This window comes from Sphingobacterium sp. NPDC055431 (assembly GCF_053644255.1).
This window is the reverse complement of the sequence record NZ_JBSHLH010000003.1, coordinates 235,001-249,525: the sequence shown is the minus strand read 5'-3', so window position 1 is coordinate 249,525 and position 14,525 is coordinate 235,001. Positions and strand designations below refer to the sequence as shown.

The 14,525-nt window shown below is 40.0% G+C and carries 10 protein-coding genes; 4 read left to right on the top strand and 6 right to left on the bottom strand.

All coding sequences use genetic code 11. From position 1 onward, the window contains the following. Positions 1-211: 211 nt before the first annotated feature. The 6 genes from ACWIB3_RS05615 to ACWIB3_RS05590 all read right to left on the bottom strand — a co-directional run bounded on the left by ACWIB3_RS05615 (position 212) and on the right by ACWIB3_RS05590 (position 7,535). Positions 212-1,375, bottom strand: a complete 1,164-nt coding sequence (locus ACWIB3_RS05615) for a Gfo/Idh/MocA family protein (protein WP_454291122.1) — start codon at positions 1,373-1,375, stop codon at positions 212-214. Positions 1,376-1,431: 56 nt separating this feature from the next. Continuing rightward, positions 1,432-2,196, bottom strand: a complete 765-nt coding sequence (locus ACWIB3_RS05610; RefSeq protein WP_185211562.1) for an SDR family NAD(P)-dependent oxidoreductase — start codon at positions 2,194-2,196, stop codon at positions 1,432-1,434. Positions 2,197-2,216: 20 nt separating this feature from the next. After that, positions 2,217-3,923 (bottom strand): IlvD/Edd family dehydratase, encoded by a 1,707-nt coding sequence (locus ACWIB3_RS05605; RefSeq protein ID WP_454291121.1) that lies wholly within the window; start codon positions 3,921-3,923, stop codon positions 2,217-2,219. A 28-nt stretch (positions 3,924-3,951) separates the two neighbouring features. Beyond that, entirely contained in the window at positions 3,952-4,812 is an 861-nt protein-coding gene (locus ACWIB3_RS05600) for a sugar phosphate isomerase/epimerase family protein (RefSeq protein WP_454291120.1), read from the bottom strand. A 162-nt stretch (positions 4,813-4,974) separates the two neighbouring features. After that, on the bottom strand, positions 4,975-6,315 hold the full coding sequence (locus tag ACWIB3_RS05595; RefSeq protein WP_185211559.1) for a MutS-related protein: 1,341 nt from the start codon (positions 6,313-6,315) through the stop codon (positions 4,975-4,977). A gap of 320 nt (positions 6,316-6,635) precedes the next feature. Next, positions 6,636-7,535, bottom strand: coding sequence for a helix-turn-helix domain-containing protein (locus tag ACWIB3_RS05590; protein ID WP_454291119.1), 900 nt, complete (start codon positions 7,533-7,535; stop codon positions 6,636-6,638). 137 nt (positions 7,536-7,672) lie between these two features. On the opposite strand from ACWIB3_RS05590, the gene ACWIB3_RS05585 reads away from it, so the two are divergent. The 4 genes from ACWIB3_RS05585 to ACWIB3_RS05570 all read left to right on the top strand — a co-directional run bounded on the left by ACWIB3_RS05585 (position 7,673) and on the right by ACWIB3_RS05570 (position 14,098). After that, on the top strand, positions 7,673-8,074 hold the full coding sequence (locus tag ACWIB3_RS05585; RefSeq protein WP_185211557.1) for a GlcG/HbpS family heme-binding protein: 402 nt from the start codon (positions 7,673-7,675) through the stop codon (positions 8,072-8,074). Between the two features lie 43 nt (positions 8,075-8,117). Beyond that, a complete protein-coding gene (locus ACWIB3_RS05580) occupies positions 8,118-9,017 on the top strand; it encodes an alcohol dehydrogenase catalytic domain-containing protein (protein ID WP_454291118.1) in 900 nt (299 codons plus the stop codon). A gap of 221 nt (positions 9,018-9,238) precedes the next feature. After that, positions 9,239-11,926: a hypothetical protein gene (locus ACWIB3_RS05575; protein ID WP_454291117.1), complete on the top strand. Its 2,688-nt coding sequence runs from the start codon at positions 9,239-9,241 to the stop codon at positions 11,924-11,926. Between the two features lie 144 nt (positions 11,927-12,070). After that, positions 12,071-14,098, top strand: a complete 2,028-nt coding sequence (locus ACWIB3_RS05570) for an FUSC family membrane protein (protein ID WP_454291116.1) — start codon at positions 12,071-12,073, stop codon at positions 14,096-14,098. Positions 14,099-14,525: the final 427 nt, after the last annotated feature.

Below are 14,525 nucleotides of genomic sequence, written 5' to 3'. Positions count from 1 at the left end.
GACAACAAACTGATTATTAATAATTTATAAAATTTTTATTATAGAAATTATTTAATAATTTAAGATTATATTTCAGACTAAAAATTAATAATTAATCCGCTAAAATACAATGAAATAATTCATGTTTTTATGATATATTTTTGGCTTATTATTTTAAGCGGAAAAACGGGCAATAAAAAGAAAAAACTCATCAAATGATGAGTTTTTTGTATTAAAATGCTGTCCATTTTGCTTCGGACTCATTGGATTCCAAAACCCGATCAATAAATAACATACCTCGAATACCTTCTTCAATATCTGGATAAGCTGGAAAAGCGATTTCTGCATGGCTGCCTGTGATCTTTTGTAACAATCGAGCTGCAAAAGATTGGTAGATATTGGCAAAAGCTTCAATATAGCCTTCTGGATGTCCTGTTGGAGTTCTGGTGAATGCTCCAGTTGCCTCGCACATCTGATATACCTGGTTCCCGCCAGTCCTATAAATCTGAATCGGTTGATTATCCCATTTGACAAACAGGGAATTAGGCTCTTCCTGTCTCCATTCCAATCCTGCCTTTTCCCCATAAATGCGGATTTTCAACGCATTTTCTTCACCAGTAGCCACCTGCGATGCACTTAATACACCCGTGGCGCCATCCTCAAATTTCAACAGGACATCACCGTCATCATCGATGACGCGATCAGTTCCATAAATATTCAAATTGGCACATAGATGTGTTATTTTCAAACCAGAAATATGTTCTGCCAAATGTGCCGCATGGGTTCCAATATCACCCATACATCCACTTTTCCCACTTCTTTGCGGGTCAGTACGCCATGCTGCCTGCACACTGCCAGAATTCTCTATCCCCTTGGTCAACCAACCTTGCGGATATTCCACAAAAACCTTGCGGATCTTGCCTATCAAACCTTTTTCAACTAAGTCTTTGGCTTGTTTAACCATGGGGTACCCCACATAAGTGTGGGTCAGGGCTAACATTAAGCCCGTTTCTTCCACTACTTTTGCCAAGGCCTTAGCTTCTTCTAAGGTAAATGTTACCGGTTTATCGATTACGACATGGAAACCATTTCTCAGAGCGAGCACAGCTGGTTCAAAATGGGCATGGTTGGGTGTTACTATGGAAACGAAATCCATCCTGATATCCTCGGGCAATTCCTTTTCCTTTTCGATCATTTCTTGAAAAGAAGAATAAACACGGTCTGCCGGCAAGGCCAAATCTTTTCCGGATTGGGCAGAAACCTCTGGCCGCGAACTGAATGCTCCGCACACCAAATCAATCTTCCCATCCAATAAGGCTGCAGAACGATGTACTGCACCAATAAAAGACCCTTGTCCCCCGCCGATCATGCCCATCCTCAACTTTCTGTTTTCCATAATCAATCTGTTTTTAACTTTTACACTGAATTTATTTTCATAACCTATTTTCATTCTCAAAATGGGGATGGACTTACAGCAGACCAACCACCATCTACCACTATCGTCTGTCCCGTAATATGTCTTGCCTGTTCACTGACCAGGAAGAGTGCTGTCTGCGCAATATCGCTTGGATATGCCGCAGAACCAATTGGTGTCAAATGAGCCCAGGTCTTTTTATATTCCGGATCCTCCATGGTCCTTTCGGTCAAGGTTGCCCCTGGGGCTACGGCATTGACATTGATCCCATAAGGGGAGAGCTCCAAGACCAAGTGTTTCGCCAATAATTCTACCGCAGCTTTGGTCATTCCATAGGCTGCAAGCTCCTTATGGGCCTGATGCCCTGTCACCGAAGAAGTAAACAGAATGCTACCTCTCTTCTTTTGTTCAATAAAATATTTACCGGCAGCTTGGGCCAAAAAGAAAGTGCCACCAATATTGACCTGTAGCACTTTATATAAATCTTCCGCCTTATACTCCAGGAAGCTCCCAAACAAGGTAATACCAGCATTGGCCATTACCACATCTAAAGTCCCCGTCTTTGATACTGCAAAGTCAACAAGGTCCTTGTTAAAGCTAGCTTCAGACACATCGCCTGCAAAGGAATAACAGGTGCCGATTTCATTGAGTTTGGCGGTAGCTTCATCACACAAATCTGGATCTACATCATTTAAAATTACGGTAGCCCCTTCCAAAATCAAACTTTTAGCTATTTCAAAGCCAATGCCTTTACCAGCTCCCGTAACGATTGCAGTTTTATTTACAAATCTTTTTTGTTCCATATAATTTCTTTTAACCCCTGTTAATGGGAATCTCGAAGCACCTCACTACCAGAACCTCCTTTTAGAAAGTCCAGATCTGCTCCTAAATGAGCCTGCTCCACATGGTCCACATATAACTTACAATACCCACGGGTAAATTGATTGAGATTTAATTTTAAATTTTTCCTTCTACTATCCAATTCTGCATCATCTAGCAATAGATTCAATTTCCTAGCTTCCACATCCAACTCGATCAGGTCCCCATTTTGAACCAAAGCCAAGGTACCCCCTATGGCAGATTCAGGAGACACATGCAAAACCACCGTACCAAAACCGGTACCACTCATACGCCCGTCCGATATCCTGACCATATCCGTCACTCCGACATCGAGCAACTTCTTTGGAATCCCCATATTGCCAACCTCAGGCATGCCCGGATAGCCCTTTGGACCTACATTTTTCAGGACTAAAACCGAATTGGCATCGACATCGAGATCATCCGAATCTATCCTTTTCTTATAATCTTCAATATCTTCAAAAACAACAGCTTTCCCCGTATGCTTCATCAATTCAGGTGTTGCAGCTGAAGGTTTCAAAACAGCCCCATTCTCACAGAGGTTCCCCTTGAGGACTACTATACCTGAAATAGGATTGAATGGGTTTTCTTTCGTCGAGATCACATCATCGTTCAGGCTCTTTTGGTCTTGTATATTCTCGGCAACGGTCTTTCCACTGACCGTTAAAATATCAGCATGCAATGAACCTTTGATACTGTTCATCACAGCCGGTATACCGCCCGCATAATACAGGTCTTCCATGAAATACTGTCCCGAAGGTTGTAGATTGGCAACCAAGGGAATATCTTTCGAGAAATGATCAAAATCTTCCAGGTTCAAGTCCACGCCAATCCTACCAGCAATGGCCATCAAGTGAATAGCAAAATTGGTAGAACCACCAATAGCGGCATTCACCTTGATCGCATTCTCAAAAGCTTCGCGTTTCAGGACATCGGATAATTTCAGGTTTTCCTTGACCATTTCAACAATCCTTCTTCCCGACATCCTAGCTAACACCTTTCTTCTGGAATCTGCGGCAGGTATTGCCGCATTGCCTGCTAAGGTAATGCCTAAGGATTCTACCATTCCGGCCATGGTTGACGCTGTTCCCATGACTGCACAGTGGCCAATACTACGGCACATCCCTGCTTCGGCCATATTCATCTCTTCTTCAGAAACCAGTCCTTTTTTAGAGTCATCTGCAAATCGCCAAACATCACTGGTCCCGATATCCTTACCTCTAAATTTACCGGTCAACATGGCTCCACCTGAAACCACAATGCTCGGAAGATCCACACTACAGGCTCCCATCACCAATGAGGGTGTTGTCTTGTCACAGCCTACCAATAACACAACTCCATCCATCGGATTCGCACGGATGGATTCTTCGACGTCCATACTGGCGAGGTTCCTGAACAACATAGCGGTTGGCTTCATCAAGGTTTCCCCCAAGGACATCACCGGAAACTCAAGCGGAAACCCTCCTGCTTCCAGAACGCCTTTTTTAACTGCTTCTGCCAAATCACGTAGATGGGCATTGCATGGCGTCAGTTCTGACCATGTATTACAGATGCCTATTACAGGCTTTCCTTCAAACATATCTGCTGGAATACCTTGGTTCTTCATCCATGCACGATAGATAAAGCCATCCTTGCCTTTTCTAGCAAACCATTCTTTGCTTCTTAGTTTCATATGTCGTAGCTTATTGTTATCAATAGGTTTATTTAGCTTTTTGCCTCATATAATTTACGGATTCTTTTACTTCCTCAAAATTATTATCCCAATTATGCTCACATTCAATAAAGATTTCTCCAGAAAAATCCTGACGCTTTAATTCAGCAAATACTTTATCATAATCTATCACTCCTGCTCCTATGGCCACGTCTTTCGCCTCCATATTCCCAATACCATCCAGATCTTTGACATGCAAGCTCAATAATTTGTGCTCTACTTTTTGCAAGCATTCCACTGGATCGAGTCCGCTTCGTACCCAATGACCAATATCTGCACAGATTTTGAGATGCTCTCGTCCTTCTACGGCTGCCATCGCACTGTCGGGATGCCAATAGCGACTCAATCCTTTGGCATGCTCATGAATGGCCAAGGATAGCTTATATTGTCCTGCCAATTCATTGATTTTATCTAGTAACAATGGATCAGGTTCCCCAACCAAAAACTGTAAGCCCAACTTTTGGCCTTGCTTAAATAATTGTTCCCAGTCTTCTATCGTTTTTCCATCGGCATACATGGAAACCATCTGAACCTGATTGCTATCCAAAATGCCTTTCATCATCGAGAGTTCTTCATCTGATAGGTTTGCTATAACTTTCCCCCCGAACCGACCCCCTAAATTATGAAAGGAAAAACCTTCCACTTTTTGGGCATGGGTTCCTTTTGCCATTTCGACTGATTTTTCAAAAGGGAATCGATTAAATGAATACAGACCTACGCCTACTTCCATATTTTCAGCTTCCTCCAGCTTATTTTCCACAGGTTTAGATTGTCCCGTACAGGAAAAAAACAGAAAGGAAAGAACCGCCAGAAGGGCTAGCATTTCGAATCTCGGAATGAATCTTTTCATACAGCTATGATTTAGGTTTATTCAAGCATTGAGCTGCCGATCAGCAAATGCCTTGGGAATAAGTTACTCTAAATTTAACGAATAAAAAACACCTCCATGATATTTGAAGGTGTTTTTTCTGAAATAATTATGTTACCTCGTTTGTAGGCCTTTTATAACTCATTAAGAAGCTGTTGTCTCGGTATTCTTGATCTTATCAATGGAGTCAAATGCACCACTCTTCTTCAACAGCCACATGCCCAATTTTTCTTCTGCAACTCCCTCCTTGATCTTATAGGTAAAAATAGGCAAGCCTTCAGGATCGCTTTCAATATTCATCTTAAAGAAACCAACAGATGGAATATGCTCAAGTTCCTTAGACAGCTCCGTGATATGGGAAGATACGATAACATAGGGCCCATCCACTTCGGCTAAATTCTGCAACACCTTTAATATCGCGTTGGAAGCGTCACTGTGGTTGGTACCTTTAAACAGCTCATCCAAAATGATAACCGCATTGGAATCCTTAGGCAATTGGTCCACAATTGTTTTTAAACGCATCGCCTCCACATAAAAATGGCTATAGCCCATTTCTAGATTATCTTGAAGGTTTATACTGGTAAAGACGCCATCGATTAAATCAGTCTTGATGGAATCTGCAGGAACTGGGAAACCAATATGGGTCAAATAAAGTGCTGACGAAATCGTTTTGATGATGGATGATTTACCGGCCATGTTAGCTCCAGTCAAAAACCAGATCTTTTTATCCCTAGCCATTCTCACATCATTCTTTACGGGTTGTTTATGGAAGATATGATATACACCTTTCATCTCTATTACGCCAGTCTGATTTTTGGGATAGACCTCGGGATAGCAAAATCCATGCGCCTTGGATACTTTTGCAACAGACAAGAAAGCATCGATCTCATAAAAGAACGTAATGATCTTCTTGATCTTTGGTGCCAAGGTATAACGGACCATCTTGTCAAAATTCTCGATGTTGAAGATATTGATCCGCAATTTATCGGCATCATATTTCTTCTTTTTGAAAATCATGGAAAGGCAATCCTCGATTAATTGAAGGATCTCTTCCACATCGGGATATTGTATATCCTTGTTGATCTGCATATAATAGTCGCGGCACTTAATCATAAAGTCGCATGCTTCCTGAATAGACCTCTTCTTATAATAATAAGCAGGACTTCTTACACCGATAAAATCCATCAAGGTCAGGGAAGCCGCACGGCCAGAGTGAGAGGATTTGACATATTTTTCCAAATCTTTCACAATCACCCTGTAAAACAGAAAATCCTGATCAGCCACAGGTTCTAAACGACGGATCTTCATCTGCCGGTCCTTGATGACAGCCACATCCAAAACAGGATTATAGAAAATATCCATTAAATGGAACATCCCACCGTCAGTAATGGTATGATCAAAGAATTCTAAAATGGTACGGCTATGCCTATCTCTAAGCTGTATATCTTGTAAGGTCTGTTCATCAATTAAGAATTTTTCACTCATAACTATTGGATTAGATCGAATGTTGGTTATTGAAATTGCTTTACACTCCAAGGATACTAAACTAAAAATACAATTTTCAATCCATGTACATAGTTAAAAATCATATATATTTTAAGTTAGAAGCCAGCACTAGCTCAACTTTCCTTTTATATAGGATGCACTAAACCTAAGAATTGCATATTCTTTTTCAACAAATCTTTCATTTTTTTAATAAACAATTTAGTATGAAACAGTTCCGAAAATCCGAGCATGCTTCGACCCTTGCTTTACAGGTCAAAACAAAACCCAGCAAGAAGGTTAAACTTTTAAAAAAAGTTGGTTTATTTCCCAAATTTCTTGATGAAATCTCCAGGGGTACAGTTATGGAAAGCTTTAAACTGTTTTACGAAATAGCTCAAGGAACTGAAGCCAGTTTTATAGGCAACTTCAGAAACATTGGAATCAGCTTGTAGGAGTAGGTTTCGTGCATTGAGCATCCTTTCCTGCAAAATATAGGCACCGGGAGTCTTTCCACAATACGCTTCAAACATGCGGTGCAGTGTACTCTTGCTACAGTTACCAATCTTCATCAGTAATTCCGTATTCAGGGTCTGTCCCAGATTTTCGCGGATATAGTTTTTGATTACATGCAACTGGCTATTGGCGGTCAGGCTATTTTGTTCCTTTGCATGTTCTTTTTGGGACTCCATGATCCTGATCAAGAGTGACTTGAGCAATAGATCGCTCAAAGTGATATTCGGATCTTGTTGGGTGGCTACTTGGAGCAATTCATTGAAAGCACGTACCAATCCAGGATTGTTATTAAAGTGGAAATTAGAGAAATCCAGTTTCCAGGTTTCATTTTCAGGATAATTGTCATTCAGGAACTTGAGTTGGTTCTCTAGGGAATCCTTTCCTATTAGAATAGTCGCACATTGTACGGGATTTTTCAGGTCTGCTTCTGGAAAATCAGCATAGATAGTTTCCCCTTCAGGTAAGATCAAAGAAGTTCCGGGCAGGAACTTAAAACTCTCTCCTTTTTTGGTATATACCGTTTTGAACCCACGGATCATACTGGAAATAGAGAGCCCTTTATAGGTAATCTTGACTTTGGTCGACGATTGAAAGGTTTCAAATATATTGACTTCAAATTCGCCACAATCAAAGCGAGTTTGGTGTTCCTGACCACTTCGTAGGTGTTCGGGAGTCTGTAAGGACAGTAAGTCAATGGTATTGTTCATTTGTATTGGAGGATTACCTATAGCCTAAAGTTAAATTTATTTTTTGGAACTATCGTAATACTTAATGAAACTATACTTATACAAATCCAGACCATTATGGAATAACTTTATGTTTATAAACTTAAAAAACATAAGCTATGAGTAACATCACATTAGAACAAGCAAGAAAAGTTGTAGATGCAGCCCTAAAAAAATCTGAGGAATTAGGAGTAAAAATGAATATTGCCGTTGTCGATTCGGGGACTAATTTAGTTGCCTTCAACAAGATGGATGATGCCTGGTTGGGTTCTATTGATATTTCACAGAAGAAAGCGAGAACTGCTCGATACTTTAATATGGATACGGGAGAAATCGGCAAGTTATCACAACCTGGAGGTTCCCTTTATAACATCGAGCATTCCAATAATGGCTTGATTACTTTCCCAGGCGGGGTTGTCATCAAGGACGCCAGCGGCAAGATTATCGGTGCGGTGGGCGTAAGTGGCAGTACCGTTGAGGATGACCATGCGGTTGCTGCTGCAGGTGCTTCTGCTGTATAATGCAGATTAATAAAACCACAATTTTTAATTAAAGCTATTTATTATGTGTCAAAATCACGGTGTTGTTTATATGGGACCCGGTGAGGTCCAGGTACAGGAAATAGATTATCCGAAATTGGCCTTGGGAGACCGCAAGTGTGAACATGGGGTTATCCTTAAGATCGTTTCGACCAATATTTGTGGATCCGACCAGCATATGGTCCGAGGCAGGACAACAGCCTCCGCAGGATTGGTCTTAGGCCATGAAATTACAGGTCAGGTGGTCGAGAAAGGAAGGGATGTAGAATTCATCAATGTTGGTGACATTGTTTCTGTTCCCTTCAATATTGCCTGCGGAAGATGCCGAAACTGTAAAGAGGGAAAGACAGGGATCTGTCTAAATGTAAACCCTTCACGTCCGGGTGCTGCCTATGGCTATGTAGATATGGGCGGTTGGGTTGGTGGCCAGGCAGAATATGTCATGGTACCTTATGCAGATTTTAATCTGTTGAAATTTCCAGACAATGAACAGGCGATGGAATATATCCGCGATCTGACGATGTTGTCTGACATCTTCCCTACGGGCTTTCACGGTGCAGTATCTGCAGGCGTAGGTCCAGGTTCGGTAGTCTATGTTGCAGGTGCTGGTGGAGCGATCGGAATCCCGGGACTTTACGTAACGGAAGATCCAGGAGCGGTAGATGGAGCAGCTAAACAAGGGAACCTAAAGATCAGGTTTGGTTTGGGCTGGGCAAAATCACATTGCTTTCACACAGGACAATGTCCTGTCATGAAGTACCATCGCCAATTGATGAACGCTATTCTATATGATAAGATCAAAATTGCCGATGCCGTAAATGTTCAGGTGATCAGTTTGAATGAAGCACCGCAAGGTTATGCAGATTTCGACAAAGGAGCAGCACGGAAATATGTAATCGACCCACATGGTATGATTCCAGCTTAAAGATTACACGAACTATTGATAAAACTCACCAAGTTTTATACAAAATTTAAGTTCACATCTATCTATCAAATGAAAGTAAAGCCTCAACAGATGTTGGGGCTTTCGTTTTATAACTTACCACCATTTGCCTGAAACAGCTAAATAATGTTAAATCCTGTGTACGGGAAATATTAGTCAAAAAAAATAATCTAATTTAGGTTAACTAACTTTTATTAACCTTTATGCAGAAAATTTACCTCCTTATTTTTCTTGTATCCATGATCAGTTTTGTGCAAGCACAAAATAATGCTGCCATTAAAGGAAAGGTCTTTGATTCCGAACTTAAGCCCTTAGAAAAAGCGACCGTTTCCCTAGTTTCCGAACAGGATTCCTTGGTTGTTACCTATGCGTTGACCAATGACAAGGGAGAGTTTGAATTGGTCAGGATTCCGACCAATAAAGAATTGACCTTCTTCATTTCTCATGTCAACAGTTCGGCTTTTCAAAAGAAAATCAACTTAAAACCCAATGAAAAGTTAAAAATGGACAGTATCATCATGAAAGGGAATTTTATCGAGGAAATTGAAATTACGGCTGTTCCACCGATCCGATTAAATGGGGATACCTTGGAATATAAAGCCAGCTATTTCAAGACGAGACCTAATGCAAATGTGGAGGAATTGATCAGTTTGTTACCAGGGCTACAGGTAAACGCTGATGGGACAATCTATTATCAAGGTCGGCAGGTTCAAAGTGTCCGGGTAAACAACAAAGATTTTTTTGCCCAAGACCTGAAAATAGCGACCCGAAATTTGGATGCTTCTTTAATCGACGTGGTCCAGATCATCAAGGATAAAGGGGAATCAAAAAGGGAGATTTTAGACGATAGCCAATTACCGATAGTCCTAAACCTAAAGATGAAAAGAGAGTTTTTAAAGGCCAATTTCGGCAAGCTCTATGGAGGGGCAGCCACGCGGGATCGATATGAGGCTGGAGCATTGATCAATACGTTCAGGGATACCTTGCAGGTCAGTTTTATCGGTTTTGCCAACAATATTAACCGACAAGGATTTGATTATTCTGAACTCAATGAACATGGCGGGATGAATCGGGCTGAAAATCAAAACTATGCTAGCTATGGCACAAACGGTTTAATGAACCAAATCTCTGCAGGTGTAAATATCAACTATGATATCAAGAAAAAACTGAAGGTCAACCTGATGTACAACTATGTACAGCATGATTATAATTACGATAGTCGAAACGAAGTAAATTCCTTTTATAACGAGATTGCAGAACAGCTGAGTAACACGGATAATTCCAATAATTCAAGGTTCACACATGAGTTAAGAGGGTTTCTGAGATATCATATCGATACCACTTCCCAAGTGACCTTTTCTCCTTCCCTATCTGGCAATCGAGGGAAATCCACTTCTAATGCAAATGGTGAAAGTTGGCGAAACAACTTGCAAAAGGTAACTCAGGGAGAATATCAGAATGAAGATTCAAAAAAGGGCTTTAATTATGGTCATAATCTTTATGCAGAAAAGAAATTTAAAAACAAATGGTTAATTTCCATAAATCAGGGGATCTCGAACGAAAATAGCGAAGATTATGACGCTAGTAATTCCATTTCTAGATTTTATTTATTGAATGACAGCGTATTTCATCAGGTTCGCCAACAAAACAACAATACAAGTACTTTTACTTTATCTCATAAAGTCAATTTACAGGTTCCACTTGGCAAAAAGGTCAATTTTGATGTTTTTGGACATCAGAACTTAAATGAAGAAACCTCCACAGAAGATATTCTAAACAGCGTAAATTCAGATATCCTTCAAAGCCGGAATGACGTCGCTAACAACAAGGGTTTGCTGAATAAAAATTATATTGTTGGAACGAAATGGAACCTGAAAATAATAAAAAACCTACCCATTTCCTTTGGCCTCAAATGGGGTTCTTTTTCCAACCATTTTGACTATTATCAAAAATTGGAAAATAGAAATACGCAAGAATCCAATTGGCTCCCGGATGTAAACCTCTCCTATAAAGGTCTAAATTTCAACTATTATAAGGAGCTAGAAACGCCCAGGTTTTATTCCATTGTAACCGTAAAATCAGATTTAACACCAAATTACCTTCGAATGGCAAGTCCATTTTTCGAAAACAATCTAAAGGAAAACTACAGGGTTTATTACAATAAGTTCTTCGCAAAATCAAAAATCAACCTCCATCTATCAGGCGGATTTTCCAAGAACTCCAATAGCATCGCCCATTCCAGTACTTATGATATCCAGACCAGCTTTAGCAGTGGTCAGTTTTATCAAGCTGGACCTACCGAGGTAAAAAACTTCTATGTTTCCTTTTCAAAAACAATATTCCAAAACAAAAACTGGAATTTGAATTTCAATTCTTTCGGCTACGGAATACTTCAGGACACCTACAGCAAGGTGAATACAGAGGAAAATATTGCATCAGGCTTTTATAGTAATTTCAATAACACAATGACCCTAACCTATAAAAATGCCTTCACCTTTACCCCTATGTTTGAATTCAACAGCAATAACACCAAGTTTAAGTTCGATTCTGAAAACTTCAAGGACATGAACAATAATTCAAAGCAATATGGAGCTACATTATTATTGAACAATATCAAGAATTTCAGATTGGAAAGCTCATATACCATTAAGAACCAAGTGGTCGGCATCAATAACCAGCGGCAAAACCTACATATCGTCAATGCATCCATCTATTACCCCATATTAAAAAAAGGTGAATTAAAATTGTCCGCATTTGATATTTTAAACCAAAACGTATCCAATTATTTTGGAACTTCTTCGAACAGTACCTATTTCAATTCGACTACAACCTTAAGGCAGTATTTTCTACTTGGAATGGTCTACAAGTTTCTAAAAACAGAAAATAAATAAAAAAATAGAACAAAATTAAACTAAATAAAAACTAGAAAAACTAAAATAATATTTTGTCAGAAAAATTTTACTCCATATCATATTTCAAAAACCGATTGGAATCATTATTTTTGCGCTGTAATAAATTAATTCAATTATAAAATATTGGTTGCAGCTTTATTTTCGAGGTTATTATCATTTTTAAAGACCGAATCAAGTCTAGATGCACTTCGAAACATCTTAGTCGTTTTAGTTCCCAGTTTTTTCATCTTTTTCTTTATTGATGGTGCCATTGCGGTAGCTTTTGCGGTTGGAGCCCTCCTAGCGGCATTGACCGATGTGCCTGGAAACAAAACCGACAAATTAAGTACTGCGGCTTATTGTCTTCCGATTTTCTTTATTACAGCACTCAGCATTTCCACTGCCCTTTTCCATCAGTCTTGGGTAGTTGTTCCACTTCTAGGGATCTATGGCTTTATTTATACCATTATTGCCTTGTTAGGCTTTCGGGTAAATGTAGTCGGAAACCTAGGGCTAATCGTTGCCAGTTTCACGATTGGCCTAAGACCTGATGATCCGATCAGCTTTAGTCTTTCGGTTACCGCAGGAGCCTTATTCTTTTTTGCAGTCTGTATCATTCAAGTCTACCTGAATCCACATCGTTCCTTGCGATATGCTGTAGATGGCGGTTTGAAGACCATGGCTCAAGTGATCCGCTTAAAAATTGCCTGCTATGATGAAAAGGAATCTTTACCAAAGGCATATAAGGAATTAAGTGCGTTGCACACGAAATTAAGCGATCAATTGGAAGCTATCCGATCCATTCTCCTTCGGGATAAAAAACTGCATTCGGAAGCAGACCTGGAGAGCAAAATATGGCTCGCCAAACTATACCAATTAGTCGATCTCTATGAATTGTTGATGGCCATTGACAATGACTACGAACATATCCGAGAGACCTTAAAAGGTGGAAACACGCTGAAGTTGATCCGACAATCCTTGTATCTCCTGTCCAAGGAAACCAAAAGATTGACTATTTCCAGTCAAAAGATCGGGCTAAACAAATTCACCAAAAGATATAAACTAGAGGAGCTTCTCTTGCAATTGGAAACGGAGGAGGCTGATGCTTCCCCTGAGAAATGGATCTTGATCTGTTCCATCAGCACGCAATTACGGCACGTGGCCGACATCTTGCAAAAGATCCAAGCCAAAGAGATCTATCAAGACATTACCTTGGTGGAGAGCAAGAATTACGCAGATTTTGTGGCTCCTAAGAGCAACATCAAAACAATCCTGCAGAACCTAAGCTTTAAATCTCCGATCTTCTCTTATGCAGTCCGCATGGCTGCCCTTCTGATGGCAGGAGGACTGATAGGTTATTTCCTTCCCGAATATCGCTATGCATCTTGGATCTTGTTGACCATCATCTTGGTGGCAAGACCTAGTTATACCAATACCCAAAAAAGAAATTACGAACGTATTGTCGGTTCTGTTATCGGCATTGCAATAAGTCTATTATTGCTAGTGTATATAAAAAATGCTTGGGTATTGATTGCCATTGCTGCGTTTTGTCTTTATTTATTCCTGCTTTTCAACAAGCCCAATTATTTGGTCTGTGTGATTTTTATCACCATTACCATCTTGTTAGGACAGCATATCCATGAAGGCAATATCCAGGACCTATTAGGCAGTCGCTTTGCATTTACCCTACTGGGTTCAATCTTTGCAGTTCTAGGTTGCCTTGCTATTCCAATCAACCATTACCGAACTGTCGAACAAAGCACCAACGCCTTGCTCCAACATTTCAAATCTTATTTGCATAAAATTGAAGAGAGCTACCAAACCGGCAACCTGAATTATTATGATTTGAGACTCCTTAGGAAGTCTACCCAGGCTTCATTGGCACAATCCTATGATTCCCTTGACCAATTTGCCAAAGAACCCCTTAAAGGAAAATATCTTAAAGCGGATATAGCACATTTCCAGACCCTGGCTTACCGCATCAATGCCCTATTGGTTGGTTTGTCCGTAAATATGACGAAGTTAGGTTTTACTTTGGAACCCGAGGTCATGGAAGAAAAAGTGCATTATATCAATAATATTATTTCAGAGGCTGAGGATCTTTCCAAGAAACTGGCAAAAGGCAAGAAGGAGAAAAACGGTAAAACAATTCAGCTGGAGGCTAGTAAGTAGGTTTTGTTTACTTTTTCGCGGAAAAGTAAACAAAAGGCTTTTTATTCGCAGTGTCACCCTGTTGGGTTTCCCAAAGGGTTGATGTTTGTGAAGGTAGAAAACCCCCTGCGGGGGTGAAATATTTTTCTACGAATCCCCATTACGACAATAAAACAATAAAAAATGGTTCTCTCATCTTACGATTCGAGATGACAACTATCCCTTAAAAAAATAAAAAATAGATTCTTCGCTGTGCTCTGAATCCCTCTCTAAGACATTTCCAATTCTGAACGATGAGTGAAGAATCTGTACGGTTCTCTACACTAGATTTTGTCATCCTAAATCGAAGATTTAGGAACTGTACGCCAATTCAATCATGCTTTGTATAGTTCCGAGATCCTTCCTGCGTACCAATGAACAAGTTTGTTAAATCTGTGTTTTTAGGTAT